Genomic DNA, 26,999 nt, shown 5'->3' on the forward strand with positions numbered 1-26,999 from the left:
CAACGTTGTAGCAAAAACTTTTCTCATGATGCGCCTAGGCTCGATATTCGCGTAAGACTGGCGGCTCGCAGGTAGGCCTCTCCTCTGGCTTTCAGGGCTTGCGGCCCGAGATAATCCGATTGGGGCCAAAGGTCTCTGGGGAGAAACGGATCGAGCTCGAACGCGGCCTTCCAAAGCTGGCTTTCCGTCTGGTACCATTCGCTGAATTGCTCGGGAGCTTCGAGTCGCTGAGTCTCGAGAAATCGCAGGTAATCTCGATAGCGGGCATTGATTTCTCCGAATTTCCACGCTCGCTGAACCAGAAGCTCCGGCTTGGTCGCCCCGAGAAAGGAGCCTTCTAAAGCAATCGCTGAGGCGGGACCTACATCGATTTTGGCCAGTTCCTTATCCCAACCGGCAACGATTCGAGGAGCAATCCATACACTTCCCTGAACTTTTCCGAAGCGCCGTCGCTGCAGCCATTTTCGGAGTGCGAAGCGGGTTGCAGGAGATCGACCTTGGATGTCGAAGCTAAACACTCGCCATTTTCCGTCCCACCGAGCGTTCCACATTTCAATTGGGGAAATGCCGTCGCAGAGCTTTTCGCTACCGCTATGGGAAAGACCGCGAACCCACGTGGATTCTTCGTTCGTTTCGCAGTCGAGCCAGTCCCTTTCTTCGAGCTTGAGAAGCAGCTGTTGGAACTGCGAGTCGGTGTGACCGGAGCGAGATTGATAAAGCGTCGGTAGGTGGAGGAGACCGTCGGCCGATTCGATACCGAGCGCGAACGCTAGGTCCATCAGCAGGCGCGCTTTGGGGCCAATGTTCATATCGGGAGTTGGGAGTTGGGAGTTGGGGGGGGATAAAAGGCAGCGAACCTGGCGGAACCTGCCAGAAAAGTTTTTGCTACAACGTTGTAGCAAAAACTTTTTTGAGGGCGGGACAAGGGGTGGTGGGTGAGGGGTGGTGGTTTATTACCAAAGTTGTTCGCGCCTTGTTCTTCGACTTATTCACATTCGGGATTTGAGATTGTCAGTTCTCGGGGGCGGCTTTCAATTTCCGGCCTTTATGTACCTGAGCGCCCTGAAAGTTAACGGCTTCAAAAGTTTCGCTGATCAAACCCTCCTGAAATTCAACAAGGGCGTCACCGCGGTGGTCGGTCCCAACGGGTGCGGCAAGAGCAACATCGCCGATTCCATTCGCTGGGTTCTCGGGGAGCAGAGCGCCAAAGCCTTGCGTGGGGGCAAGATGCAGGACGTCATCTTTGAGGGCACCGACAAGCGCAAGCCGCTCAACATCTGCGAGGTCTCCATCACCCTGACCGATTGCGAGGAGGAGCTGGGCAGCGACTTCAACGAGGTTGAAATCACCCGCCGCGTGCAGCGTGACGGAGGCAGCAACTACTACATCAACGGCAAGGCCTGTCGCCTGAAGGACATTCAGCGCCTTTTCATGGACACCGGCATCGGTCGCACGTCCTACTCCATCATGGCCCAGGGGCAGATCGACCAGATCCTTTCCTCCAAACCGGAGGAGCGGCGAGCGGTCTTCGAGGAGGCGGCGGGCATTTCCAAGTACAAGGCCCAGCGTCGGGAAACCATGAACAAACTGGCCTCGGTGGAGACCAATCTCGACCGCGTCACCGATGTCATTTCCGAAATCGGTCGTCAGATTGGCAGCCTCAAGCGGCAGGCCATGAAGGCCATTCGCTACAAGAAGGTCAGCCACAAGCTGCGCCACCTCGACATCGGCTACAGCGCTTATCAATACCAGACGCTGAGCTCGTCTCTCGACACTGTGGATCAGTCGTCGCACGAGCTGCAGGAAGAGCTGGAAGGATTGGCTGCGGAACTGGAATCCAAGGAGGGAAGCCTGATCGTCTACAAGGAGGAGCGTCAGACGCTCATCCAGAAGGTGCAGGATTCGCAGCAGTCCGTCTTCGACCTGCGCAGCATGAAGGAACAGGCCAGCAACGCGGCCGATATGGCGAAGATAAAGATCTCCTCGCTTGGCGAGCGCATCGAGCAGGCCAATCAGGACATCGCATCCTACGAATCGCAGATCGCGGAAATCGCGGGAAAGCTCGAAGAGCACAGCGTCGACAAGCAGATGCACATGGACGTGCTGGGCAACTCCGACGAAATCTTCCAGGAGCGAAACCGAGATCTCGAGGAGATCGAGGAGCAGCTGCGTGTAGCGGAATCTCAAATACAGCAGCTACGCGTGCAAGCCCAGGATGCGGAGCGTTCCACCGCTCGCTACCGCGAGCAGCTTTCCGGCATCGAGGTAGAGGCAGGTACCAGCCGCAACCGCTTGATGCGTCTCGAGGAAGAGCTCGCGGAGCAAGGCGAAGGCCAGGCTGACGCCGCCCAGTCCCTGGCCGAATTCCAGGAGCGATTGACCGCGACGCGCAATCTCAAGGAGCAGCTGCAGCTCGATCTGGAGCAAGCTCGCGACAACGTATCTGCGCAGCGCGACGCGTTTAAGTCGGCCCAAATTCGTATCCAGGAAGTGGATCGTTCCGTTGCCCAAAAAACCGCTCGGGTGAAGCTGCTACAGCAGTTGCAGGAAAAGCTCGAGGGCTATGGCGAAGGCGCCAAAGCCTTGCTGAAGGGAAAGCTTCGCGGTTCGCTAGAGGGAAGAATCTTCAGTCCGCTCGCGTCCGACTTGTCGGTGAAGGATGGATACGGGCAGGCGGTGGAGGCGCTTCTTGGTTCCGCTGTCGAAGCGGTGGTGGTGAGCGATGCCGAAACTGTGGTGGAAATCTTCCAGCAGCTGGTAGAGGGCAAGATCGGCCGCGTATGCGTGCAGCTGCAGTCGAGCGAATCACCCGAATCGGCCAGTGAATCCTTGCCCGAGTGGCTCAAGCCTGCCAGCGCTTTCGTTTCTCTCAGCGAGGATCCCAGTCACGATTCGCTGAAGGCGGTCTTGGCCTCCAGCTACATCGTGGAGGACATGTCGGGCTTTCTGAAATGGCGCGAGGCGAATCCAAGTTTCCGTTTCCTGCAAGTCGCCTCCAAGAAAGGCGAGACCATGGATGCGCGCGGCTTAGTGACCGGCGGCTACAAGAAGGCGAAGAACAGCAGCATCCTGCAGCGTGAGATGGAGCTGAAGCAGACGCAGAAGGAGCTGGACGAAGAGCAGAAGGCGCTGCAGTCCGCTCGCGACGAAGCCGAGAAGGTCAACAAGCAGCTGGAAGCGGCGGAGGAAGCCGTTGAGGCCAAGCGCGCCGAAATCGGCGAGGCCAACCACGAGATTTCCGCCCTGCAGGCCGAGGAGCGCAACGCTGAGAAGCTGGTGCAGGAGCAGAAGATGCGCTCGGAGCGACTGGAACGCGAGCGAGCCAGTCTCGAGGAGGTGCTCGCCGCTTCAAACGAGAAGCTCGAGGCGGCCAAGGCCAGGCTTTCCGAGGATCAGCAGCGCTTGGAGAGCAGCCGTCGGCAGCTGGAGGAAATCGAATCGGGGATCGCCGACATTCGCGCCGAGCGCGACGAGAAGCGCGAGGGGCTGAGCCAAGCGAAATTCGACCTGCAGGAGAAGAAGCAGAAGCTCGACATCCTGAACCAGGGCCTGGTGGAGATGGAGCAGCGTCGCAACGAGCTGAACCGCTTGATCGAAACCAAGACCCGCGACATCCAGAACTGGGAGGAGCAAAGCGCCAGCTTTCAGGACGAGATCGACAACGCCGCCCAGCGTAGCGAAGCGGTGGATACGGAGCTCGAAGAGGCCAAGATCCTCGTCAACAAAACCCGTGAATCGCTGGTCGAGGTGGAGGAGAAAGTCGGCGTGCTGGAGAAGGAGCAGAACGCGCTCCGCATCAAGGTGGACGAGCTCAAGAACAACCTCAGCGACCAGAACGTGCAGATCGCGGAGAAGCGCTCTCGCCTGGAGTTCATCCAGGAAGAGATCAGTCGCGAGTACGGCGTGGAGCTGAAAGGCATCGACTGGCAGTGGCAGCTTTGGAAAGCGCGTCAGCCGGTGGAGAATCTGCCCACCCTCGACGACGACAAGGACGACGAAGAGGAGTCCGCTCCCGCCGTTGAATCCGATTCGGACGCCGCGGGCTCGGCGACGGATGAAACGTCAGGCGAATCCCAGACGGAGCAAGCAGAGCCTTCCGAAGCGGAAGCGGTTTCCGAAACGGATCAGGATGCCGCTGATGCGGAGCCGGAGGCGGTGGAGCAGCTTTCCAAGCCGACAGGTCCGACGCCAGAGGAGAGGGAGGAGCTCGAAAAGACCAGCTGGGCGAGTCTGAAGCGAGAGGTCGAAAACCTAAGGAGGCGTATCCAGGGAATGGGTACCGTGAATACGGACGCTATCGCCGAGTACGGCGAGCTGCGCGAGCGCCACGATTTCTTGAAGGGGCAATACGACGACCTCATGTCGTCGAAGGAGAAACTGGTGGCTGCGATCGACGAGATCAATACCAAGTCGCGCGAGCAGTTCTCCGCTACCTTCGCTCAGATCCGCGAGAACTTTAAGCACACCTTCGCCACTTTGTTCCACGGAGGAAAGGCTGATTTGAAGATTATCGAGACGGAAGACATCCTCGATAGCGGCATCGACATCGTCGCTCAACCTCCGGGCACCAAGCTAACTGGATTGAGCCGCTTGTCCGGGGGGCAGCGGACCATGACCGCGGTGGGATTGCTCTTTGCGATCTACATGGTGAAGCCTTCGCCGTTCTGCTTGCTCGACGAGTTGGACGCTCCGCTGGACGAATCGAACATCGGCCGTTTCACCACGCTGCTCAAGCAGTTCACTCAGCAGTCGCAGTTCATCATCATCACCCACAACAAGCGCACCATCGCGGCCGCTCAGGCCATCTACGGCGTGACCATGGAAGAGAAGGGCGTTTCCAAGGTGGTGAGCATGAAGTTCGAGACCGATCACGTCGATCCCGACATGGTGAAACTGCAGCTCGAACAGGCTGTGAGCGCGTAGAGCGAGTTGCGTTCAGCAGGACGCGGCAGCCCAGTGCTCTCGCCCCGCGATTCGTGGAAGCGTCCCTGGCGGACCGTAAGCAGGCGCAAGCGTGGCGGGCGGGGGCGAAACGCGTGCTTATGCCTTCAGCAGCCGTCGGGACAGCAGGATCAGAAATACGAGCGTGAAGGGGATGACGGTTAGGTTCTTGAGCAACAGCTGCATGGGAAGGCTGGAGGCTACGGCGCCAATGAGGAGATTGGCGGCTAGAGCGCCGAAAACGTAGACTGCGGCGTCGGCCAGGTAGTTGCGGACTTCGGAGGAGAGGCGCTCGGCGGCTCGCGAAAAGGCCGCGTTGCTTTCCTGGCGTGGCGTTTGCAGCAGTCGGCGAGCTGTCCGATAGCCGGCGAGCAGCGCCCCGTTTCCGAGAATCACGCAGACCAAGGCCAAACGTCCGACCAGCACCAGGATGTCCAGCGTCCAGGAAAAGGCCGCGGGCCGGCTGGCGAACTGATCCATTTGGTAGTAGCGCAAGCCTGCCGGGATGCTCGCGGCGAGCAGTAGCGGCACGATGTGGCGACCGAAAAAGGCGCAGGCGGCGAGGGCGGTTTTTGGCTTCATGGGCAGGCGCAGTTTTCCTTGCTCGCAAATGGGTTGCAATGATCGAATGGGCGTCGTTTCTTGTTTTTGTAGTCCGATAGCGACTACGCTCGCCACCCTCCTACTGCCCCTTGTTATGTTTCGCTCCCGCGCTCTTGCTCGTCTGGCGCTCGCATGCCAATTTCTGCTTTTGGCGGCGCCTTGCTTTTCTCAGATCCAGATCAAGCCCGTGCCGGGGGGCGTTTGCTCTCTGGACTCGCAAGACGCGTCGCGGCGACGCGTGACCCTTTACGACAGTCGGGATGGCTCGCCGAAGGGCTGGAGCCACATCGCTGAGCATCCCGATCGCTTTCCGCTGGTTAAACTGCCTGCCAGGCGCTACGCGGTGGACGAATCGGCCCTCGTTTCAGCGGATGACTGCCCGCAACGTCAGGTGTTTCGCACGGTGTTGGTCCGCAAGCTCAGCGACTGGGACCAGCAGCATGCGAACGGTATCGAGCCGCTGTTTTACCGGCGACCGATTCGAGTCGGGGACCTGGAGTCGGTGAGCATCGTGGTGAGGTTTCACCGCGAGGGTTCGAGCATCCCGTCCGAGCGAACCCTGCGGGATCACTATGGCGACTTTCTTAGCGAGCGGCAGATCGAGGGGCTGGATCGCGGTCTCGCTTGCCTGGGGCTTTCGTTCCTAGGGGCTGGCTACAACGACCAGAGCGAGGAGTCTCTCAACGCCGTGGCGCTGGTGGCGTTCGATCCCGATACGGACTTTGACAAGTGGCTGCGTGTGACGGTGCCGGTTTCCGCGTTCGTGTTCGGTTTCGAGAAGAACTACGCGTTTCGCGAGGTTGATCGAGCTAGCGTGCTGGAGCGTGAGCTGATCGGGTTTCGCATCAATCCCGAGTCGACCGGCGGAATCGTGGCTCGTAATTATCTCGTCGATACGTGGGATGGATCGCTGCCGGAATTGTACAAGGAGCTGTCCCTATCGCTCGCCTCGATCGAGGCGCGACTTTTCGAGTGAGCGGCGCGATCGCTGGGGCCGCACTCGTCCCTTGACCATCATCGCGTTACAAGCTTGTAACGTTGCTATGATTTCGTGGTTCCAGCGCCTGCTCGGCAAGAGGGAAGCCGACACGGCGGTGATCGGTCGCCGCGGCGAGCGCGAAGCCGAAAAGCTGCTCAAGAAGAAAGGGTATCTGGTTCTGGCCCGAAATTGGCGCAGCGGGCGCGACGAAATCGACTTGATTTGCCTCGATGGCAAGGCGGTGGTCTTCGTGGAGGTGCGGACGCGCACCAAGGGAGCCCTGGTCAGCGGCTACGACTCCATCAACCAGCGCAAGCGCGAAGCGTTGCGCCGGGTTTGCCGCAACTATTTCTCCCAGATGAAACCCAAGCCCATCACCCTGCGCTTCGACGTGGTGGAGCTGGAGCACGAGGAGGGCGCCATCATCGCGAGCCGGCACTTCGAAAATGTGCCTCTGTTTTCCAAGTCGGCCTACCGGTCGAACTGAGGGCTCCTAGGACCGGTAGTACGCGTAAACGGCAGGTTCTTTCACTCGAGAAGCGAATAAGTCTGCCTTCTTGCAGGGCGCCTTATTCGTCCTTTAGAGAAAGGGAATTGAAACGACCTCGCTGTGAGCGTGAAAAATATTCATAGTTGCGGGGTGAAACTCAAATTTCCCTTGATACAATCTTTACATGGTCTCATCGGGCGCCAAAGTCTCGAAGTCCTAATCCACGGCTCGTATACACATCATGTCAAAAGAATCACGACATCCGTTTCTCCAAGGCCTGAGCAAGCATCGCGGCGTGCAGCCGACGATCATCACCATCTTCGGGGCCTCGGGCGACCTCTGCGCTCGCAAGCTGGTGCCAGCTATCTACAACCTGGCCGTCGACAACTTGCTGCCGGCGGATTTCTACCTGATCGGCTACGGCCGCAAGCCCATTCCGGATGAGGAGTTTCGCGAGGTGGCCTCCGATGCGATTTCCAAGTTTTCCCGTCGCTCGCTGAACAAGGAGATTTGGGAGCGCATCGAGAAAAACACCTTCTATTGCTCCGGCGGCTACGACGAAGCGGAAGCCTTCCAGAAGCTGAGCGACAAGATCGCATCCATCGAGAAGGATGCGGGACGCGAGATGCAGAGCGTGTGCTATATCTCCACGCCGCCGTCGGTCTTCGAGCCGATCATCAAGAATCTCGGCGAAGCGGGACTCGCGACCAAGTACCAGAGCAGCGACAAGCATACCAAGGTGGTCATCGAAAAGCCCTTCGGAAAGGACCTCGAATCGGCTCGAAACTTGAACCGCGTGATCCAAGGCGTCTTTCAGGAGCGACAGGTGTATCGAATCGACCACTACCTGGGCAAGGAAACGGTTCAGGACCTCTTGGTGCAGCGCTTCGCCAACTCCATTTTCGAGCCCTTGTGGAATCGCAACTACGTGGACAACGTGCAGATCACGGTGGGCGAATCGCTCGGCGTAGGTACGCGTGGCGGCTACTACGAGCAGAGTGGGGCTACCCGCGACATGATCCAAAACCACACCATGCAGCTGCTGGCTCTCACCGCCATGGAGGCGCCCGCTTCGCTCGATGCCGAATCCATTCGCGATGAAAAAGTTAAACTGCTCAAGGCCATCAAGCCATTGAGACTTGGATACAGCGATAGCGACGTGGTGCGGGCTCAGTATGGCGAGGGTCTTATCGCCGGCGAAAAGGTGCCGGGCTATCGCCAGGAGGAAGGCGTTTCTCCAAAGTCGGAGACCGAGACCTACGCGGCCCTTCGTCTAACCATCAACAACTGGCGTTGGCAGGGAGTGCCGTTCTATCTGCGCTCCGGCAAACGCATGGCCCGTCGCGTCACCGAAATCGCAATACAGTTCAAGCGCCCGCCATCTTCGCTGTTCAGCGAGAACGAGATGTTCAATCTCGCCAACAACGCATTGGTTTTCCAAATCCAGCCTGACGAAGGATCGACTATTTTGCTGAACGGCAAGATCCCTGGTCTGCAGACCCGTACTCAGCCGGTGAAGATGCACTTCCGCTATTCGACCACCTTCGGTTCGAATACGCCGGAAGCCTACGAGCGCTTGGTGCTCGATGCCATGATCGGCGATGGCACGCTCTTCATTCGCGGCGACGAAACGGAAGCGTCCTGGAATTTGATCACTCCCTTGCACGACTTCTGGAAAAGCGAGGGGCAGCGGGGCATCGAAACCTATGCGGCGGGCTCTTGGGGACCCAACGCCTCGGATCGCATGCTTTGGCAGAACAACCACGAATGGCGTCGTCCTTAATCGGCGGATACGACACGAAAGGACGCAGCAATGCCAGCTACCAGTACAGTTTACGATTCCTTGCCCGGTCTATCAGTGCCCATGGAGGACGCCTTGGGCAAACTCTCCGCCATGTGGGCTCCGGTCGATGAGGATGGCAAGAAGCACGAGAGCGAGTATCGCGCCTCGCGTATGAACTTGATCGTGCACATCGGGTTCGAGGCTTCCACCGACGAAGCCAAGGAATTGTTTCAGACGGTGATCAGTTTTTCGCACCGTTTCCCATGTCGCCTCATCTTCCTTTGTCCGCAGCCGGACTCGTGGGAGAGCGAGGCCCGCATGAGCTGCAAGATCTTCTCGGAATGCGTGATCGGTAGCGGATCGGGTGGAATGAACTGCTGCGAAGCGTTGATTCTTGGATACACGCTCAACGATCGCCGCTTTCTCGAGAACCAGGTGTCCATCTTCATCGAGACGGATCTGCCGACCTTCTATTGGCCCACGCGCTTCGGTTCCGCTCAGCTGCTCTCCGACTACCAGTTCTTCTTCAAGCAAGCGAACCGCATCGTTTTCGATTCCGCTCGGGAGACCTTTCTGATCGATCAGGTCGACGTGCCAAAGCCGGAGAAGATTCACGATCTCGCCTTCGCTCGCTTGCTAGCGGTGCGGCAGAGTATCGGCCAGTTTCTCAGCGCCTTTCCGGTGGAGACCATCATCGACGGATTGAAGGAGGTAACGTTGAGCTCCGGACCCGATTTCAAGTGCGAAGGCCGAGCTTTGATGAGCTGGGTAGCGTCCGCGTTGAAGGCTTGCTACGAGTCGCCGGAGGCGGCTGGCAAAGCCTTGCGCTTCGAGCAGCAGGAAGCGCAAGGCGAAAACGCCATGCCCCGCATGAGCTTCATTTACGAAAACGATCACTACTTCACTTTTGACCTAGACCTCGAAAAGGGCGAGTCTCACGTGCAAGCGGATCTGGGAGGTGGGAAGCAGGAGCTCACTACGGGCGCTCGACTGCTCGATGCCGAAACCGCTTTGGCTGAAGCCCTGTTTCACGGATGACAGGTAGGTGCCTGAGATCAAAGGATACGTAAGAACAATATGAATACTTATCAGACGGAATACGGAACCGTGAAGGTCGGGCCGAAGGATGAGCTCTTTCAGGAAGCGCTCGCCCTGGCGTGCGAGCATTTCGAGTCGCTCGAGAAGGAGTACGTCTCCTGGGCCCTCACTGGTGGATCGACCCCCAAGGATTTCTACAAGTGGGTGGTGGAAAACGAATGCTTGCCAGTCGAAACACTCGACCGCGTGCTATGGACGACCAGCGACGAGCGCACCGTTCCGCTGGAAAGCGAAGAAAACAACTTCGGCAATGCGGATCGCTTGATGCTGCGACCGCTGGAAACCATCGAAGATAGCAAGTTCCCTTGGCCGACCGAACTCGAACCGCACGCCGCTGCGGAAGCGTATTCGAAAAAGTGGGACAAGGCCATGGGGAAAGACGCGACCTATGACGTTTGTTTCGTGGGAATGGGCGATGACTGTCACACGCTTTCGCTATTTCCAGGCAGCCCTCTCATCAGCAATCCGGTCGTAGCTAATTTCGCCGCAGTGGAAGTTCCCGGCAAAGGCTGGCGCTTGACGTTGACACCCTACGGACTCGCGAAGTGTGGCACGGTGGTCCTGATGACGCTCGGCGCCGGCAAGGCCGATGCCCTGAAGGCGGTCTTGCAAGGCGACTACGACCCGGTCAACAAGCCTTCGCAAAGCCTGAAGGCGGTAGCGGACCGCGCGTACTGGCTGGTCGACGAAGCGGCCGCGGCGAAGCTGGACCTGTAGGGGGTGTTTTAGCCCACGAATCGTCTGAATCTAGAAGCGAGGCTTGAATGAGCCGCGCTGAAGGGAGCCGTCCGATGACGGCTGAGGGGATCGCGGTGCAAGGTCCTCTTCGAGTGGGCTTACTCCTTATTTCGAGTATCGAAGAGGATGGTGACCGGGCCGTCGTTGCGCAGATCGACTTTCATGTCTGCGGCGAAGATGCCGGTCCGCACGGGCTTGCCGGTGAGCTTCTCCAGCTCCAGGCAGACCGCCTCGTAGTCGGCTTTGCCTTTGGCGGGCGGGGCGGCGTCGTTGAAGCTGGGGCGGTTTCCCTTTTTGTTGCTGGCGATGAGGGTGAATTGACTGACCACGAGAAGCTCGCCGTCGATGTCGGCTAGCGATTGGTTCATCTTTCCCTCCGCGTCCTCGAAAATTCGCAGACCGGCGATCTTGCGGGCCATCCACTTGATGTCTTCCGGCGTATCGTCCTTGTGGATACCGAGCAGCACGAGGAGGCCTTGGCCGATGGAGGAATGGACGACGCCATCGATGGTGACGGAGGCTTGGCTGACGCGTTGAATGACGGCTTTCATGTTGGGAGGTTCTTAGATTGGACCTTTGAGCCTGCGATTTCAGAGGAAGTGGCAACTGAAAACGTGACCATTTCCCGGGCTAATGACGGTTAGTAAAAAATTTGTTAGTAAAGTGTCGACACTGGGGAGGTTAATTGCTGATTTGGTAGCCTGCTTCCTGCGGGACTGATAGATGCCTCCAACTCTTCATCGCCCCTCGGATAAGGGGCTAGCAGTCCGTTTGCGTCTGCTTGCGCTTATCCTGTTCGTCCCCGTGTCTTTGATGCGGGCTCAGGACGATATCGAAATCCTGGATGTTTCGATTCCGGAAGATGAGACCATGCGCATCGATTTCGTGGATCGCGACCAGGTGAACTCGAATTACTCCTTGCTCACGGTGGTCGATCTGAGCGCGTCGATCGCTGCGTGGAGTTTGCTGGAAGACGCGGAGCTGGAAGCGTTTGAGACTTTCTTCCGCTTCGAAGTGGCGCTGGAAGCGGACCCTCAGCGGTTCTTTCGTGTGATCTCGTTCGGCGACGCTAGCGACATCGATGGCGATGGTTTGACCAACACCGAGGAGGAACAGCTCGGGACCAATGTCTACGTGGCGGACACCGACGGTGACGGCTTCAGCGATGGCACGGAGGTGGAGTACGGGACGGATCCACTCGATGCCGAATCGAAGCCGGACATCAGCGTGCTGCCGACGATTTCGTTCAGTTCAGACGACATCGCGAGCTACGACGAGTCTGCCGGTTCGGTCTTTATCGATCTCGTCAGCAGCGATTCCGCCTTCTCGGGAATCGTTCATTATCAGATCTCGACGCTTAGCAGTTTGGATGCGGGAGACCACGCTTCTCTCAGCGGCATTGTGGAATTGGAAAACGGATCTGGCCGCATCGAGCTGATTCTCACCGATGACCAAGTAGTTGAAGACGTCGAGACGGTAGTGGTCGATCTCGTGCCAAGTGAGGCGGGGCTGTACCGACTCGCGTATCCGGAGCGGGCGATCGTGGTGGTGCAGGACAACGACAGCTACTGGGTCATGCGCTTGCTGGACGAGGATGGAAACGAAACATCCATGCGCGCCCTGCTGCAAAGGGGCAGTTCGGGAGCAAGCGGGATTCTGATCGGGTCGGAAGGAGCTGCGGAAGCGAAGGAGTTCGGCGGAAGCCTCGCCGAGGGCGACTGGCCGCTGAATGTGACGTGGACGGAAACGGAGTTTTCCGCTCAGAGCGGACAGATCCCGCTCGGCTCCTCCCTGTTGATCGACGCCGAGCTGCAGCGTCAGTTCAGCTTCGAGGCGACACCCCCTTTAAATGCGGAAGATCCGGAACGGGCCTATTTGATGGAGCGAAATCGCATCATCGGCGAAGTGGTGGAGAAGGTAACTTCGGTCGGCGGCGAGTCCACCTATCTGAATAGCGAGACCCGGCACTTGTTCGTCATGATACGTGCCGCTTCGAGCATCGAAAAGGGAGTGATCCCGGTAGTGGAGGGAGACTGATTTGATGGACGGCAAGCAGCGGAAAAGCGGTTCGTTTGGGATAAGAGCTTTTGTGGCGTTTACGCTTTCGGCCATCGGTTTCGCGAGTGGTTCGCTTTTCGCTCAAGACGCCTACCTAGTAGTGCCGGAATTCGAAAACTCCCTCGAGCTTTCCGACCAGAACAGCACGAGTTCACAAGCGAGCTCAGTCGCCTTTTTCTCCGGTTCATTCGGAGCCTACGCGCCCGCTGGCTCTGCCGATCCTGCGGTCATTCCGACGGCTGCCGACACCGGGTATCAACTCGAGGCGTCCTCTTTCGGCCAAAGTTTGAGCGCCGGCGTTCCGTTTCCCGATTTTGTAGACGAGATCGTAGACGAGGCCCGCGAGCTGCTCTATCCGCCCAGCGACGCCACCCGCGAACAAGTCGAGGGCTCCGATGCCGCGTTCCGCTACAAAGAGCTTTTGTATAACAGCGATGGAGAGGGCGCGGTCTCGCTAGATCCGCAGGTGGTGAACGACGCTTACGGGGCCGCCGAGCGTGCCCGAGCGCGGGATGCCTTGGCTCTCGTTTCCCAAGCCCTTAAACACGCTCCAACCGACGTGCCTTTGCGTCACTCCGTATTGGATATCTACTACGATCTGGCGCTTGCGGAGATGCAATCCGTGAAGCAGGATTACGCATCGGTCGCCGAGGTGCGTCTGGGATTTCGGGCGGTGCCCGACGACGGGTTCATCATCGACGAGGAGATTTCCGTTTATCGGAGTGTACTCGATAAGCTCAGCGTCTCGCTCGATTCCTATGGCGAGCTGTTCAGCAATCATTTTGGAAACGTGGTAGCGGATATCGACGCATCGGCCCCTGCTGGCATTCCGTTTGGGGCTTATCTGTTCGTCGAGGAGCAGCCTTATCGCAATCAGTACGCAGCTAGCTACGCGGATTCCTCTGGCCGTCAGGTGGTGCCGGAATATGATCCGGAAACGGAAGAGGTCGTGGCCTCGCAGGACGAGCGTATCCTCTTCAGTGGATACAAAGATTACGTTATGGTCGCTACGCTCTTGGGCGATTATGCCAATGCGTCGTCCGAGTTGGCTCGGCTGTACGGGATGCGCGGGTTGCAGGGCGATCGGCAAACTGCGTTGAACCTTATCGCTGAGACGCAGCGTGAGGTCTCTGTATCACTGAGATCACTACGAACCCTATTTGGCGACTTCGAGCCGTCTCCTGGCGATGCATCGGGGTTGTCGGCGGCACTCAAAGGCGCTCGCACATCGCTCGCTGAATTGACCCAGACCGAGTCGTTTCTCGTCGGCTCCGCCAACAGTCTTGGGTTCGATCCAAACTTTCTCGTGCTGATTCAGGAGTTTCCTGATCAGAACTCGGGAAACCAGTTCGACTCCTACGACGCACTGAATAACTGGATACGCCACACCAACGTAAGCCCGCTGACATTTGCCGAGACGACCTACGATCGGGCCAAGGACAGCTACGACACTTATCGAGGAAACGCGGATCAAGTCCACGAGCAGCTTTCGCAACTCGAGTCAGCCCACTCGGATCGATATTTCGAAATCACAGGTTACAATCCGAGCGACGCTGGGGATCACGCGGTCGATCCAGCGCCCGGCAGCGAGCTCTGGCAGACCAATCAGAAGATCGACCGAGCTCGGCAGAAAAACGAGGAATACCGCGACGTGTCGCGCGAGATTTCCCGTTCCTTTGGCACCGCTTATAGAGCGAAAAGCGAAGTGGAGCGTATCCAGGGAGACTTAGAGGAGGCCCACCAGACCTACCTCGACACCATCACCTTGCAGCGTGACATCATCTCTCACTGGAGCGCTACCAGCGCTCTTTGGCAGGCCACCTACGACACCATCAGCGACACCGCTGCCATGTCCACCGTCGACAAGCTAGCATTGGGACCTTGGTCCGCTGGCATCACCTTCGGCACGGGCGTCGCGAATGCCGCGGTGCAGTACGCTTCGGGGCGAATCATCGGCAATGCCGAAAAGGAGCTCGATCTAGCGGCTGCGGAGTTCGAGGCCCGACAGGAGGAAAACGATACTCAGATCGCCTTGAACCAAGTGGAGTTGGAGCTGGCATCGCTGAATCGCGAGCGGGTTTCTCTGGTTTTGGACCGCAACGACAACCTAGCCATTCAGAACCAGGAGATCGGCCAACGCGATCAGTTGCTGCGAGAGCTCGAACGCATCGAGCAGAAGCTGGATGAGAATGTGGCCAGTCTGCACAATCGCTACTATGCCGACCCGATCCACTACCTGCGCTCGCAGTCGGATATGGTCACCGCCGACAACGCGTTCCGCGAAGCCCAGAAGTGGGTTTTCTATACGGTGAGGGCCTTGGAGTTTAAGTGGAACAAGGACTTTGAGATCTCCTATCTGGAAAAGGACTGGGAAACCTCCACGCTCTTCAAGCTGCGCAATTTCCGCGAGCTGGAGCAGATGGTGGCGGCCATGGAGCAGTTTAACACCATCAATCTGGTCGGCTTCAATCGGGAGCCATTCGTGGATCGCATATCCTTGCTGGAGCTGCTGGCTTCCAATCCGAAAGATGGAGCCGACGATGGCGAACGCTACGACATGGAAACCGGAGAGATCGTAAGTCCGGTCGAGCTCATGCGCCGCAAGCTGGAGCGAGCGAAGGATGGCGAGGGAAACATCGTGATCACGCTCGACACCTTTTCCATGGATCGCGACAGCGGCTTCTTTTTTCTCGGTCCGGACTACCGCTCCGATGGTTCGGTGCTTTCCGCGGGAAAGTACCTCGACAAGATCGAGTGGATCAAGCTCAACGCCGTCACCAGCGAGCAGAGCAGCGTGAAGTCCGCGATTCTTGAATACGGTGGCACGTGCTATGTGAGAAATCGCGTGCCGCCTTGCTACGATTCTTCCGATCCGTTTTCGCTCGATGGCGAGTTCCGCCGCTTTCCGTTCCGCTACTTTTTCACCCTGGATAATGGAGCCAGCTGGGTGACGCGTCCTAGCCAGGAGGATACGGTGAAGCTGGTCATTTCCAATCAAAGCGGCGAGCCGGAGCAAGGCGTGCCGAACTCGACCCTGGAAAACACTTTTCTCAAGGAACGCAGCGTAGCCACCACTGACCTTACGCTGACCATTCCCGATGGAACGCTCGATCTCTCCCAGCTCGACGACATCGAGATCTACATCCGCCACCTCTTCGTTTCCCGCGTCGTTCCCGACTGCGACTAGCCGCTGCACGCAACTCCATCATTTCCTATGAAAGCCATTATCAATACCCTTCTGCTCTTCGCTCTGGCGAGCTTCGCCCACGCTCAGCCCGACTACGTGAACTACCAAGGCTTGCTCAAGGACGCGGAAGGCCAGCCTCTGTCGACCGGCTCCTACCAGATGGAGTTCAACATATATGACGAGGCCACAGGAGGTGGGATGCTGATCTGGGGGCCGTTTTATTACGATGATGGAAGCGGCGACGGACACGCCAAGCAGGTGCCGGTGGCCAACGGACGTTTCAATGTGATCCTCGGTCCGAAGGATACGGCCGGCCGCTACCTTTCCGATTCCTTCAGCGGCGATATGGCGTTTGTGGAAATCAGCGTGGCAGGGGGCGACCCGATTCTGCCGCGCCAACAGATCCTCTCCACGCCGTACGCTCTCGAGTCAGCCAACGCGAAAACCCTCGGCGGGTTGCAGCCGGTGGAGTATCGCAACCCGGCCGGCATGATCGCCCCCTTTGCCGGGTCCTCCGACAAGGTTCCCGATGGATGGCTGCTTTGCGATGGTAGCGAACTGGTGGCGTCAGCGTATCCGGAACTTTATGACATTATCGGGAAAAGCTGGGGTGGGAGGCAGGAAAGCGCGGGAGAAACGACCATCGACTATTTTAATTTGCCCGATCTGCGCGGCATGTTTCTTCGCGGAGCGAATCTCGATCGCTCAGACGAATTTGCGGACGAAGGCCCGCGTTCGGTTAGCAGTAGTGACGCAGGCACTACGCAGGTCGACTCGCTGAAACTTCATCGACACGCATGGGGCTTGGGCTCGAATGGATCGGATCTGCAAACGTGGCACATCAACGAGTCGCCGTACACGATTTTGGATTTTAAGGGCGACAGGCAGATCGAAAATGGAAATGATGACTTCGAGGACAACTATCTCGATGTTCGTCTGAACTCCGGCGACCGAGTCTACACTGCTCCCGATTCGACGATCGACGCTAGCGACTCGTTTACGCCCGGCGAAACGCGACCTCGCAATGCGGCGGTGAACTACATCATCAAGCTTTAGGCGGACATGAAAAAGGCGGACCAGCGGTCCGCCCTACAAAAGTCGTAGTTAGATTCCGATTACTCGAAGTCGATTTCGATCTCTACGTCCTCTTCGTAGTCGACACCGTCTACTCCGAAGCCGAAGAGCTTCAGGAATTCTTCCTGATAGCCGTCGAAGTCGGTGTACTGGTCGATGGTGTCGGTTTCGATCTTGGGCCAGATTTCGGCGATGGTGTCCTGGATCTCCGGACGCATTTCCCAGTCGTCGAGACGGATGAGATCGAGCTCGTCGGTGGTGACATCGCCGTTTTTATAGAGTCTGTCGGAGAAAAGTCGATACATCTGCTCGATGCAGCCTTCGTGGGTGCCTTTTTCCTTCATCACCTTGTAGAGGGCGGTGATGTAGAGGTTGACGCCCGGAATGGCGGAGGAGGATTGGGTCACCAGAGCCTTGTTGACCGAGACGTAGGCGGAGCCGCCGATGGAGGAGAGCTTTTCGTTGATGGCCGCCTTGGCTCGGCGCACGTCGAGTTTGGCTTGGCCCAGGGCGCCGTCCTTGTAGATGGGCCAGGTGAACTTCGGGCCGATGTAGTCGTAGGCCACGGTTTTGAAACCGTCCGCCAGGGCGCCGGCTTCGGTGAGGGCTTCGATCCAGAGCTCCCAGTCTTCACCGCCCATGACCTTCACGGTGCCGCGGATTTCCTCGTCGGTGCCCGGCTCGAGAGTGGCGAACTGAATGGTTTTCTTGTCGGTATCGAGGTACTTGTTGGTGAAGGGCTTGCCGATGGGCTTGATGGCGGACTTGTAGACTTCGCCGGTCTTCGGATCGGTGCGACGCGGGGCCCCGATGGAGTAGACCAGCAGGTCGATCTTGCCGCCCATGTCCTCTTTGATGCGCTCGATGGCTTGGGCTTTGAGTTCGTCGGAGAAGGCGTCGCCATTTAGGGATTTGGCATAGAGGCCGGCGGCTTTGGCCTCCTTTTCGAAAGCGATGGAGTTGTACCAGCCAGCGGAGGCGCAACGGCCGCGCTCGGAGGGACGCTCGAAGAAGACGCCCAGGGTGTTGGCTCCGGTTCCGAATGCGGCGGAGATGCGGGAGGCCAAGCCGTAGCCCTGAGAGGCGCCGACCACCAGCACGTTTTTCGGGCCATTTTCGATGGCGGGCTGGCTCTTTACGTAGTCGATCTGTTCTTTGACGTTGGCGGCGCAGCCGGTCGGGTGAGCGGTGATGCAGATGAAGCCTTTTATCTTAGGTGTAACGATCATGGATTCGGAGTTTTCGGGTTTTGCATTCCCGCTTGGGAAAGGGCTTGGTTTGGCTGAGATCGATGGGCAAGGCCAGTTTTTTGTTTTTCTCTTCTGCCGAGTCTGTTTCTCGAATGCCAGAAACCGCCCTGCTCCCACATGTCCTGCGAGACCGTTTCACCAAACAGAGCGGCGGCGGGAAAAGTTTTTTCTACAACGTTGTAGAAAAAACTTGGCCTAGGAGGTGGGGAGGTGGCTGTCCGGGGACGCAATCGTGGGGTGGCGGTGGACGTTTCTGATTGAATAAGTTCTAAAGCACGAGGGTTCCTATGATTCCGATGAGGATGAGCAGGGCGATGACGCTGAGGATGCGACGTTCCTGCGTTGTGGTCTTGTGAAGCATCGCGAAGGGGGCTTTAAGGTTGGAGTCCGAGCAAGTTGCTATTTGCCAATAGATTATCAAAATGAGCCGATTCAAGCGTTTTCCTATTCTTCTAATGCTCTGCCTGGGCATGGTCGCGACCTCCGCGATGGGGCAGGGCGAGTATTCGCTGGGGACGGTCAAGACCGAGCACGTCGAGGCGGAGCTGGTCTCCGAGGTGGCGACTGTCGTTCCGGGGCAGAGCTTCGATGTGGCGCTGCGCTTGAAGATGGATCCGCACTGGCACGTGTACTGGATCAATCCCGGCGATACCGGACTGGCGCCGCAGATCGAATGGAATCTTCCCGAGGGATTTGAGGTGGGGGAGCTTCGCTTTCCTGCCCCTCACAAGATTCCATGGCCCCCGCTGGTTTCGTACGGCTACGAGGGCGAGCTGTTTCTGCTGGCGACGGTGAGCGCCCCGCAAGATCTGGAGGTCGGATCAACGGTCCGACTGGAAGGGGCCGCTTCTTGGCTGGTGTGCGAGGAAGCCTGCATCCCCGGGGACGCGAAGCTGGCGCTGGAGTTGCCGGTCACCGCGCAAGGTGAGAGTTTTGCTGTCGCTCCCTATGCGGACAAGATTTCGCAGGCCCGCGAGGAGCTGCCGGCGGAGGCGAAGGGCGGCACGATCGCTTACGAGAATTTGGGGGAAACGATTGTCGCCACGCTGACTTGGCAGGGGTTTGAAGGGGCGAACCTGCAGGATCCCTACTTCTTCATCGAGCAGGAGTCGGTGGTCGATTCGGCCAAGCCGCAACGCTTCGACCTAGCCGACGATCAGCTGCGGGTGGCTTTGCCGAAATCAGAGTTCTTCGATGCCAGCGTGCAGCGCTACACCGGATTGCTGGTTTCCGAAAACGGCTTCGAGGCTGCGGATGGCGCCAAGGCGGTGCGGTTTCATGTCCAGGGCGAAATGCCGGCGGCGGCCTACGTGGGCGAGGCTGGCGGAGCGGGCGTGATTGAGATCGGTTTCGCCCAAGCCCTCCTCTACGCGTTTCTCGGCGGCATGATCTTGAACCTGATGCCCTGCGTCTTCCCGGTGCTTTCCATCAAGGTGCTGGGCTTCGTGCAGCAGTCCGGCGAGGACAAGGGCAAGATTCTGAGCCACGGATTGGCCTTCACGGTGGGAGTGCTGGTTTCCTTTTGGGCCTTGGCGGGCACTCTGATCGCCCTGCGCTCCGCGGGCGAGAGTCTTGGCTGGGGCTTTCAGCTGCAGCAGCCGGAGTTCGTGATCGTGCTGCTGGTGATCATGTTTCTCTTCGGCCTGAGCTTGGCGGGCGTGTTCGAGATGGGCACCTCGGCCATCAGTCTGGCTGGCAAGGTGAAGAGCGAGGGCTTCAGCGGCTCCTTCTTTTCCGGCGTGATCGCGACTGCTGTGGCCACTCCCTGCACCGGCCCCTTCATGGGTCAGGCTCTCGGTTTCGCCCTCACTTTGTCGGCGGCGCAGTCCTTGAGCATCTTCACCTTGCTGGCTCTGGGAATGGCCACGCCCTACCTGGTGCTCTCGGCGAATCCCAAGCTGATCAACAAGCTGCCGCGGCCCGGTCCGTGGATGGAGACCTTCAAGCAGGTGATGGCCTTTCCCATGTTCGCGACCTGCATCTGGCTCATTTGGCTGCTCGGCGGGCACTTGGGCAACGATGGGCTCCTTTGGGTCCTTGGCGGCTTGCTGGTGATATCCATCGGAGCCTGGATCTACGGGCGCTGGAACACGCCGTCGCGCAAGACGCCCACGCGCCGCTTGGCGACGGGCGTCGCGATTCTGGTGACGCTGGGCGGACTTTGGCTGATGTTTCCTCGCCAGAGCGAGGGCGGACATGACGAGATGGGCTGGCAGGCCTATTCGCCGGATTTGGTGGAGCGTCTGAAAACCGGTGGCAAGCCGGTCTTCGTGGATTTCACCGCGGACTGGTGTCTGACCTGCAAGGCCAACGAGGTTCGCGTCTTCAGCTCGGACAGGGTCGTAGAGGCCTTGGCGGAGCGCGAGGTGGCCCTGGTGCAGGCGGACTGGACCAAGCGCGACCCGGAGATCACGAAAGCCTTGGAGCGATTTGGCCGCTCGGGGGTGCCGCTGTACTTGCTCTACGCCGGCGACGGTTCCGAACCAAGGGTTTTGCCGCAGCTTCTCAGCCCGGACCTTTTTCTCGATGCTTTGGGTGAAATCGAAGCGGGAGTTCGATAGTTTCTTTGAAGGAGCGTGAGCCTTCGTGCCGGCTGCGCTCGCCTTGCTAAACCAACGTTGTATTACGCCTATGAAAACCAAGCGATTTTTCACCGCGCTGGCGGCAGCTCTGACGCTGTTTGCCGCAATATCCAGCTTCGCGGCTGAGGTGGGCAAAGAGGCCCCCGACTTCACCCTGACCGGAATAGACGGAACCGAGCATTCGCTGTCCGACTTCGCGGGCAAAGTGGTTGTCCTGGAATGGACCAACTACGGCTGTCCTTTCGTGAAGAAACACTACAATTCCGGAAACATGCAGAAACTGCAAAGCATGGCCAAGGACAAGGAGGTCGTGTGGCTCTCCATCTGCTCCTCCGCGCCAGGCAAGCAGGGGCACATGTCGGCGAGCGAGTGGCTCGAGACGACCAAGGAAAAAGGCGTGCAGTCCGCCGCGGTGTTGATCGATGAATCCGGCGAGGTGGGCCGGGCCTATGGAGCCAAGGTGACGCCGCACATGTACGTGATCGACGAGGAAGGCGTGCTTGCGTACAATGGGGCCATCGACAGCATTCCGTCCGCGAGCATTTCGGACATCGAGAAGGCCACGAACTATGTGACAGCCGCTCTCGAAGCGGTGCTTTCCGGGGAGAAAGTGGAGCAGACCATGAGCAAGCCCTACGGCTGCGGTATCAAGTACGCTCGCGATTCCTGAGTCATCCCATTCGAAACTTTTTGCAGACGCCCTCGTTTCCTTAACGGGGGCGTTTTCGTATGGGCTTTGCTGACTTTAGGACGAAGCGATACGGTCGCTGGGACCAGTCGGGCCCAGCGTAGGCTACGCCGATGCGAGGGGTGGCGATAACTTCGCCATCCGGCGCCGGTGTGGCGTCTTCCAAGTGGAGCCCCGTGGCCGGCGAAGCGGGTTGGGCGTTGAAGCGCCGGTCGATGCCTAAGGCCTTGGTTAGGCGGCCGGGACCGCTCAAGCCTTCGACTCCACGGATGAGAATGGCGGCTGGATAGCCCTCGGGCCCGGTCACCAGGTTCAGCATCTCGTGCATGCCATAAACCAGATAGACGTACCAGCGTCCCGCCGGTCCGAACATCACTTCGGTGCGAGTGGTGCGGCCCTTGCTGGCGTGGCAGGCCAGGTCCTCCGGCCCGTCGTAGGCCTCGGTTTCCGTGATCGCCAAGCAGGAGCGAACACCGTCGGGCAGCGTGGCGACGAGTTTTTTTCCGATCAAGGAGCGAGCGAGGCGCACCGTGTCGCGGGAGCGAAACTGGCTGGCGGGTAGGATTCGGCTCATTTGTTGCGATAGAGAAACCAAGCTCGCATGCGCAGGCAATCGTTGCCTGAGGCCATTATCTGGTTATGGAAGTTAGCATGCCGAAAGTCATCACCTTCACCGCCAATCTGCTGGCTGAGACAACCTACACCTACTCGGGCTGGTCTCCTGGAAAAACGCATCGCGCCATCGCGGAGAGCTTTCAGGTCGGAGGCAAGGGGATAAACGTCAGCAAGATGCTCAGCAAGCTAGGCGCGGACAACCTGGCCCTGTGCTTCCCGGGCGGCATCTTCGGCCCCGCTTGCGAGCGGTGGATGGAGGAGAAGAGCATCGCGACCTTGCCATTTCGCGAAGGCTGCGTGACGCGCTCCGGATCGGTGATTCGAGGGCAAGGGCAACCGGAAACCACGTTTCTCGGCACGGACTCCATCGTATCGAAAGAAGCGATACAGCAGGTCGTGGAGTCTCTGGAGCTCTACCAGGAGCCCTTTGTGCTGGCGATATGCGGGTCGGTGCAGGACTGGGATCGCGGCCGCTGGGAGCCGCTGCGCTGGTGGATCTCCAAACGTCCGGAAACCGTATCGCTGGTGGTGGACAATTACGGCCCGAGCTTGCCGTGGTTCGTGCAGCAGAACCCCGAGCTGATAAAGATCAACCGGGACGAGCTGGAGACGCTTTTCGAAAAAGATCGCCGTTCCGCCGAGACGAGCGAGTTGCTCGCTCTCGCCCGCGAGCGCTTCGGTTGTCGGCGCTGGGTCATCACCGATGGGGCGGAGCTGATCTGGGTGATGGATGGCGATGCGGAGCCGGAAAGCTTCGCCCCGCGTCAGGTCGACTGCGTTTCGCCCACCGGATGCGGAGACGTGGTCTTCGCGACCTTGATCGACTGTTTGTATAACAAGACCGGATACGCTCTGCTCAAGGCCGCCAAACTGGCCGCGGAATACGGCTCTCGAAACGCTGCCATGCCCGGCATCGCGGAGTTCGAGCTGTAGGAACTGCCCCAAAAAAAGCTCGCCGCGACGAGGCGGCGAGCTTGGTGAGAATTTAAGAGTTGTTGTTCCTAGACCTTAAAAGCGACGCCAGCGGGCGAAAAAACCGAGTCCCGCGAGGGAGAGTCCGAGCAGTGCCAACGTGGCGCCGGAGTCGGGCACGATGTCCACGCTGAGCTTCTTGATCTTGAACCCGACGTCGTCGGGCCGATCGCAATAGCTCGGTCCGCAATGGTGGTGACCGCAAGAGTTGTTAGCGGTGGAAAGGATGTCGGCCACGTATTCGGCTCCGAGCAGGAGCTTGGTGGTTGTGCCTTCGAGCTCGGACTTGCCCCACCAGCCATTTGAAAACCAACCGGCCCACGCCATTCCTAAGAAATTGGGGCTGCTTGCGATACCTCCCGATTCCGGTGCGTCGGATGTATCTCCGGACCAATACTCGAAATCACCCTGCTTCGACCATGGGATCCAGAGCATGATGCTTTTCAAGCTCACTGTGCGGCTAAATTCGAAAACGGCGTAGTCGGTCCATTTCCTGTTGTCGAAGAGGTGCGAATCCCAGCCTTCCCGATTCTTGTTGTAGAGCCCGTAGGATGAAGATTGTCCAAGGTGGCTGTCTATCCAGTCGTTGCCATCGTAAGAGATAGCGGAAACGCTCACGGTCAGTTCGCCGCCGGAGCTGGTGAAGGTGCGGGTGTTGCTCCAGTAGTCGCCGGAGGTCGCGCCTCCGGTACGGAAGTCGAAGGTGATGGCGTTGGCGAAGTTGGCGGCGGCGAGGAAGCAGACGATAGCGGCTGCGAGCGGGAGGGGTTTCAGGTTCATGGCGTAAGGTTGTTGAGTGGTTGCTTGAGGGAAGGGAGTCGCTTTCCCTTGCACTCCTCGCGCCAATTTTTTCCTGAGTGCACCGCTTTGCTCCGTAACCTGCTGAAAATGAATAGGAAAGGAGACCTAGGCTTGTGTTCTGACTTTGCGATTCCAAGGCGTGGCTTGTAAGCGAAATTTACAGAGTTTACGGAGGTTTACATCGGTGGATAGACCTAGACTGTACCCTCTAGGTGGATTGGGCCGGATTAGGGGGCTGAGGTTGACCTTTGTCTGAAAGCTTTGAAGCTGCGTGGCGTTGAGTTGATTGGAGCGATTTTGAGTCAGAACGAGTACATTCACATAAAAGGAGCCCGGGAGCATAACCTGCAAAACGTGGAGCTGCGCATCCCGCGCAACCAGCTGGTGGTGATCACTGGCGTGTCGGGCTCTGGAAAATCTTCGCTGGCCTTCGATACCCTCTACGCCGAGGGCTACCGCAAGTACGTGGAGTCGCTTTCCACTCAGGCGAGGCAGGTCATGGACCAGCTGAAGCGGCCGGACGTGGATTTCATCCATGGGCTTTCGCCGGTTCTGGCCATTGAGCAGAGAGCGTCCAACGCCTCACCGCGCAGCACCATCGCCACGGTGACGGAGATCGCGGACTACGCGCGGCTCTTGTGGGTGATTCGCGGCGAGCAACGCTGTCCCAAGGACGGCGGGCTGATCACGCGTCAAACGCTGGACGACGCTGTGGACCAGGTGCTGTCGCTGCCGGAACGATCGCGAGCCATGGTGCTGGCGCCTCACATGAAAGCGAAGGCTGCGGTGGTGAAGGAGGAACTGCCGCGGCTGCGGCAAAAAGGATTTCAACGGGTGCGTCTCAACGGCGAAGTGATCGATGTGGACGACGAGTCCGCCGTGCCCGCTGGCAGGGGCGATATCGTGGTGGAGATCGTGGTGGATCGCGTGATGATCGGTCCCGATCAAAAGAGCCGAGTCGCGGACTCGCTGGAGCTGGCGTTTAGCGAAGGTAAGGATCGAGCGACGGTTCTGTATCAGGAAAGCCGTGACGCGGATTGGCAGGAGCTCTCCTTGAGCCGCAACCTCGCCTGCTCCGAATGCGGGGAAGTGTACGAGCCTGTGACGCCGCGTCATTTTTCTTTCAATACAGCGGAAGGATCCTGTCCGGAGTGCGGAGGCTTAGGCGAGACGAGACGCTTTTTGGACGAGCTGGTGGTTCCTGACCCAAGCAAGAGCGTCAAGGGGGGAGCGTTGAAACCTTTGCGTATCGGCGGAAAGCAGTTGATCATCCGGCACAACGCTTTGCTGCGTCAGCTGGCCGAGCAGTTGCCGTTCGATCCCACGATGCCATGGCAGGAGCTTCCTGAGGAAACGCGGCGGCATATCCTCCATGGCGTGCCGGATCGCGAATTCGCCTTCAAGCTGACGCGTCGCAAAACCAAGCCGATGCCGACGCGTTTCGAAGGAGTTGTTCCGCTTCTGCAAAAGGCCGCTCGCGAAACCAAGAGCGATGGCTATCGGGCTCGATTGATGACCTATCAGACGGAGCAGGATTGCCCTTGCTGCCATGGGCATCGCTTCAGCCCGCGCAGCGCCAACGTGTTCGTGGAGGGAGTGAGCTTGCCTGAGTTTCTGGCTATGGACGTTGAGCGGGCGTTCGCGTTTGTCTCCGCCCTGGATCGAACTGCCTCCGATGTTTCGAGCTATGGAGAAGTGGTGGAAGGGATCTCGTTTCGCTTGAAGTTTCTGAAGGAAGTCGGTCTGGACTACCTGACATTGGATCGTGGATACAGCACGCTTAGCGGAGGAGAGTCGCAGCGGGTGCGGCTCGCGACGCAGCTCGGTATGAGTTTGGTCGGCGTGGTCTATGTGCTCGACGAACCCAGCATCGGTCTGCACGCCAAGGACAACAAGAAGCTGGTGGAGACGCTGAAGGAGCTGCGGGATCGCGGGAACTCCGTCATCGTGGTGGAGCACGACGAGGAGATGATGCGTGCGGCCGACCATCTCATCGAAATCGGACCAGGAGCGGGGGCCCAAGGCGGTCAGGTTTTGTTCGAAGGTCCGCCAGAGGCCTGTGGCCCCGCGAGCCAGCGGACCCAGTCCACGGGCGCATATCTGAGTGGCGTCGAAACGTTGGGAAAACCCGCCGAAACGTTGAAGCCGGGCGAGGCTTGGCTGGAGATAAAAGAAGCTTCGCACCACAACTTGAAGTCGGTGACTGCTCGCTTGCCGGTAGGTCTGCTGACCTGTGTGACCGGTGTTTCGGGATCCGGAAAGTCTACCTTGGTGAATGAGATTCTCGCTAAGGCTGCGGCCCGAAAGCTGAACCGTTCCAAGGACATCCCAGGCGCTCACAAAGGAATCGAGGGGCTGCAGCACTTCGATCGCGTGGTGCGGGTGAGTCAAGAGCCCATCGGGCAGAGTCCGCGCTCGAATCCAGCCACCTACACCAAGCTCTTCGATCTGTTGCGCGAGCTCTACACCAAGGTGCCGTTGTCGCGAATGCGTGGATACAAGCCGGGGAGATTCAGCTTCAACGCTCGAGGCGGTCGCTGCGAGAGATGTCAGGGGCAGGGCTCTATCAAGCTCGATATGCTTTTCATGAGCGACGCCTACGTGGAGTGTCCAAGCTGTGGAGGACGTCGCTACAATCGAGAGACGCTGGAGGCGAAATTCGGTGGGCTCAACATCGCCCAAGCCTTGGACCTGTCGGTCAGCGACGCTATGGAGCAGTTTAAGAACGTGCCCCGCGTTATGGAAAAACTGAATACGCTCGACGCGGTAGGGCTGGGCTACTTGAAGCTGGGGCAGGCTGCCAACACCCTTAGCGGCGGCGAAGCTCAACGACTCAAATTGTCCCTTGAGCTATCCAAGCGAAACAATGGCCGAAATCTCTACATCCTGGACGAACCGACCACTGGTTTGCACTGGGCGGATATCCAGCGCCTCGCGGACCTGCTTTTCAAGCTACGCGATCAGGGAAACACCGTGGTGGTGATCGAGCACCATCTCGATTTCATCGGCTTGGCGGATTGGGTGATCGATCTCGGTCCAGGCGGCGGCACCCGTGGCGGCGAGCTCGTATACGCCGGGCAAGTGGACGGTCTAAAGGGCTGCGATCGCTCGGAAACGGGAAGAGCAATGCCCTGATCGGG

19 protein-coding genes are annotated in these 26,999 nt (G+C 58.7%); 13 read left to right on the plus strand and 6 right to left on the minus strand.

Translation table 11 applies throughout. From position 1 onward, the window contains the following. Positions 1–23: 23 nt before the first annotated feature. Positions 24–809 carry a hypothetical protein gene (locus QEH54_RS05090; protein ID WP_309017556.1) on the minus strand — a complete coding sequence of 262 codons (786 nt, stop codon included), beginning with the start codon at positions 807–809 and terminating at the stop codon, positions 24–26. A 238-nt stretch (positions 810–1,047) separates the two neighbouring features. Here QEH54_RS05090 and smc point away from each other — a divergent pair, with 238 nt between their 5' ends. Further along, positions 1,048–4,923 (plus strand): chromosome segregation protein SMC, encoded by a 3,876-nt coding sequence (gene smc, locus QEH54_RS05095; RefSeq protein WP_309017557.1) that lies wholly within the window; start codon positions 1,048–1,050, stop codon positions 4,921–4,923. A 117-nt stretch (positions 4,924–5,040) separates the two neighbouring features. Here the strand turns inward: smc and QEH54_RS05100 are convergent, their stop codons facing one another. Then, on the minus strand, positions 5,041–5,523 hold the full coding sequence (locus tag QEH54_RS05100; RefSeq protein WP_309017558.1) for a hypothetical protein: 483 nt from the start codon (positions 5,521–5,523) through the stop codon (positions 5,041–5,043). A 115-nt stretch (positions 5,524–5,638) separates the two neighbouring features. On the opposite strand from QEH54_RS05100, the gene QEH54_RS05105 reads away from it, so the two are divergent. The 5 genes from QEH54_RS05105 (at position 5,639) to QEH54_RS05125 (ending at position 10,611) form a co-directional block, all read left to right on the plus strand. Further along, positions 5,639–6,520: a hypothetical protein gene (locus QEH54_RS05105; RefSeq protein ID WP_309017559.1), complete on the plus strand. Its 882-nt coding sequence runs from the start codon at positions 5,639–5,641 to the stop codon at positions 6,518–6,520. A gap of 67 nt (positions 6,521–6,587) precedes the next feature. Continuing rightward, positions 6,588–7,010, plus strand: coding sequence for a YraN family protein (locus tag QEH54_RS05110; RefSeq protein WP_309017560.1), 423 nt, complete (start codon positions 6,588–6,590; stop codon positions 7,008–7,010). 244 nt (positions 7,011–7,254) lie between these two features. Next, the gene (gene zwf / locus QEH54_RS05115) at positions 7,255–8,796 is read left to right on the plus strand and encodes a glucose-6-phosphate dehydrogenase (RefSeq protein ID WP_309017561.1); all 1,542 of its coding nucleotides are present in this window, start codon (positions 7,255–7,257) and stop codon (positions 8,794–8,796) included. A gap of 30 nt (positions 8,797–8,826) precedes the next feature. After that, the gene (locus QEH54_RS05120) at positions 8,827–9,834 is read left to right on the plus strand and encodes a hypothetical protein (RefSeq protein ID WP_309017562.1); all 1,008 of its coding nucleotides are present in this window, start codon (positions 8,827–8,829) and stop codon (positions 9,832–9,834) included. 39 nt (positions 9,835–9,873) lie between these two features. After that, complete coding sequence (locus QEH54_RS05125; RefSeq protein WP_309017563.1) at positions 9,874–10,611, plus strand: 6-phosphogluconolactonase; 738 nt, start codon at positions 9,874–9,876, stop codon at positions 10,609–10,611. Positions 10,612–10,730: 119 nt separating this feature from the next. Here the strand turns inward: QEH54_RS05125 and dtd are convergent, their stop codons facing one another. Beyond that, positions 10,731–11,183: a D-aminoacyl-tRNA deacylase gene (gene dtd, locus QEH54_RS05130; RefSeq protein WP_309017564.1), complete on the minus strand. Its 453-nt coding sequence runs from the start codon at positions 11,181–11,183 to the stop codon at positions 10,731–10,733. A gap of 172 nt (positions 11,184–11,355) precedes the next feature. On the opposite strand from dtd, the gene QEH54_RS05135 reads away from it, so the two are divergent. The 3 genes from QEH54_RS05135 to QEH54_RS05145 are packed head-to-tail and all read left to right on the plus strand — an operon-like array spanning position 11,356 to position 16,933. Beyond that, on the plus strand, positions 11,356–12,669 hold the full coding sequence (locus QEH54_RS05135; protein ID WP_309017565.1) for a thrombospondin type 3 repeat-containing protein: 1,314 nt from the start codon (positions 11,356–11,358) through the stop codon (positions 12,667–12,669). A gap of 52 nt (positions 12,670–12,721) precedes the next feature. Further along, positions 12,722–15,877: a hypothetical protein gene (locus tag QEH54_RS05140; protein WP_309017566.1), complete on the plus strand. Its 3,156-nt coding sequence runs from the start codon at positions 12,722–12,724 to the stop codon at positions 15,875–15,877. Between the two features lie 27 nt (positions 15,878–15,904). Beyond that, the gene (locus tag QEH54_RS05145; protein WP_309017567.1) at positions 15,905–16,933 is read left to right on the plus strand and encodes a phage tail protein; all 1,029 of its coding nucleotides are present in this window, start codon (positions 15,905–15,907) and stop codon (positions 16,931–16,933) included. 59 nt (positions 16,934–16,992) lie between these two features. Here the strand turns inward: QEH54_RS05145 and fabV are convergent, their stop codons facing one another. Then, positions 16,993–18,180: an enoyl-ACP reductase FabV gene (gene fabV, locus QEH54_RS05150; RefSeq protein WP_309017568.1), complete on the minus strand. Its 1,188-nt coding sequence runs from the start codon at positions 18,178–18,180 to the stop codon at positions 16,993–16,995. Positions 18,181–18,623: 443 nt separating this feature from the next. On the opposite strand from fabV, the gene QEH54_RS05155 reads away from it, so the two are divergent. Both QEH54_RS05155 and QEH54_RS05160 read left to right on the plus strand, forming a co-directional pair. After that, positions 18,624–20,762: a thioredoxin family protein gene (locus QEH54_RS05155; RefSeq protein ID WP_309017569.1), complete on the plus strand. Its 2,139-nt coding sequence runs from the start codon at positions 18,624–18,626 to the stop codon at positions 20,760–20,762. 70 nt (positions 20,763–20,832) lie between these two features. Beyond that, positions 20,833–21,453: a thioredoxin family protein gene (locus QEH54_RS05160; protein WP_309017570.1), complete on the plus strand. Its 621-nt coding sequence runs from the start codon at positions 20,833–20,835 to the stop codon at positions 21,451–21,453. A 40-nt stretch (positions 21,454–21,493) separates the two neighbouring features. Here QEH54_RS05160 and QEH54_RS05165 read toward each other — a convergent pair whose 3' ends face one another. Next, positions 21,494–22,045, minus strand: coding sequence for a DNA-3-methyladenine glycosylase (locus QEH54_RS05165; protein WP_309017571.1), 552 nt, complete (start codon positions 22,043–22,045; stop codon positions 21,494–21,496). 77 nt (positions 22,046–22,122) lie between these two features. On the opposite strand from QEH54_RS05165, the gene QEH54_RS05170 reads away from it, so the two are divergent. Continuing rightward, the gene (locus QEH54_RS05170; RefSeq protein WP_309017572.1) at positions 22,123–23,019 is read left to right on the plus strand and encodes a PfkB family carbohydrate kinase; all 897 of its coding nucleotides are present in this window, start codon (positions 22,123–22,125) and stop codon (positions 23,017–23,019) included. A gap of 75 nt (positions 23,020–23,094) precedes the next feature. On the opposite strand, the gene QEH54_RS05175 is transcribed toward QEH54_RS05170, so the two are convergent. Then, on the minus strand, positions 23,095–23,838 hold the full coding sequence (locus QEH54_RS05175; protein WP_309017573.1) for a VPDSG-CTERM sorting domain-containing protein: 744 nt from the start codon (positions 23,836–23,838) through the stop codon (positions 23,095–23,097). Between the two features lie 318 nt (positions 23,839–24,156). Here QEH54_RS05175 and uvrA point away from each other — a divergent pair, with 318 nt between their 5' ends. After that, positions 24,157–26,994, plus strand: coding sequence for an excinuclease ABC subunit UvrA (gene uvrA / locus QEH54_RS05180; RefSeq protein ID WP_309017574.1), 2,838 nt, complete (start codon positions 24,157–24,159; stop codon positions 26,992–26,994). Positions 26,995–26,999: the final 5 nt, after the last annotated feature.

This window comes from Pelagicoccus sp. SDUM812003 (genome assembly GCF_031127815.1).
Classification (GTDB): Bacteria; Verrucomicrobiota; Verrucomicrobiia; order Opitutales; family Opitutaceae; genus Pelagicoccus.

Excerpts from the sequence above, each read along its gene's own strand:
- QEH54_RS05145 (WP_309017567.1), top strand. The coding sequence starts at position 15,905 with ATGAAAGCCATTATCAATACCCTTCTGCTCTTCGCTCTGGCGAGCTTC.
- smc (WP_309017557.1), top strand. The coding sequence starts at position 1,048 with ATGTACCTGAGCGCCCTGAAAGTTAACGGCTTCAAAAGTTTCGCTGAT.
- QEH54_RS05155 (WP_309017569.1), top strand. The coding sequence starts at position 18,624 with ATGAGCCGATTCAAGCGTTTTCCTATTCTTCTAATGCTCTGCCTGGGC.
- QEH54_RS05090 (WP_309017556.1), bottom strand. The coding sequence starts at position 809 with ATGAACATTGGCCCCAAAGCGCGCCTGCTGATGGACCTAGCGTTCGCG.
- QEH54_RS05165 (WP_309017571.1), bottom strand. The coding sequence starts at position 22,045 with ATGAGCCGAATCCTACCCGCCAGCCAGTTTCGCTCCCGCGACACGGTG.
- fabV (WP_309017568.1), bottom strand. The coding sequence starts at position 18,180 with ATGATCGTTACACCTAAGATAAAAGGCTTCATCTGCATCACCGCTCAC.
- QEH54_RS05100 (WP_309017558.1), bottom strand. The coding sequence starts at position 5,523 with ATGAAGCCAAAAACCGCCCTCGCCGCCTGCGCCTTTTTCGGTCGCCAC.
- QEH54_RS05120 (WP_309017562.1), top strand. The coding sequence starts at position 8,827 with ATGCCAGCTACCAGTACAGTTTACGATTCCTTGCCCGGTCTATCAGTG.
- dtd (WP_309017564.1), bottom strand. The coding sequence starts at position 11,183 with ATGAAAGCCGTCATTCAACGCGTCAGCCAAGCCTCCGTCACCATCGAT.
- zwf (WP_309017561.1), top strand. The coding sequence starts at position 7,255 with ATGTCAAAAGAATCACGACATCCGTTTCTCCAAGGCCTGAGCAAGCAT.
- QEH54_RS05105 (WP_309017559.1), top strand. The coding sequence starts at position 5,639 with ATGTTTCGCTCCCGCGCTCTTGCTCGTCTGGCGCTCGCATGCCAATTT.
- QEH54_RS05110 (WP_309017560.1), top strand. The coding sequence starts at position 6,588 with ATGATTTCGTGGTTCCAGCGCCTGCTCGGCAAGAGGGAAGCCGACACG.
- QEH54_RS05125 (WP_309017563.1), top strand. The coding sequence starts at position 9,874 with ATGAATACTTATCAGACGGAATACGGAACCGTGAAGGTCGGGCCGAAG.
- QEH54_RS05160 (WP_309017570.1), top strand. The coding sequence starts at position 20,833 with ATGAAAACCAAGCGATTTTTCACCGCGCTGGCGGCAGCTCTGACGCTG.
- QEH54_RS05135 (WP_309017565.1), top strand. The coding sequence starts at position 11,356 with ATGCCTCCAACTCTTCATCGCCCCTCGGATAAGGGGCTAGCAGTCCGT.
- QEH54_RS05175 (WP_309017573.1), bottom strand. The coding sequence starts at position 23,838 with ATGAACCTGAAACCCCTCCCGCTCGCAGCCGCTATCGTCTGCTTCCTC.
- QEH54_RS05170 (WP_309017572.1), top strand. The coding sequence starts at position 22,123 with ATGCCGAAAGTCATCACCTTCACCGCCAATCTGCTGGCTGAGACAACC.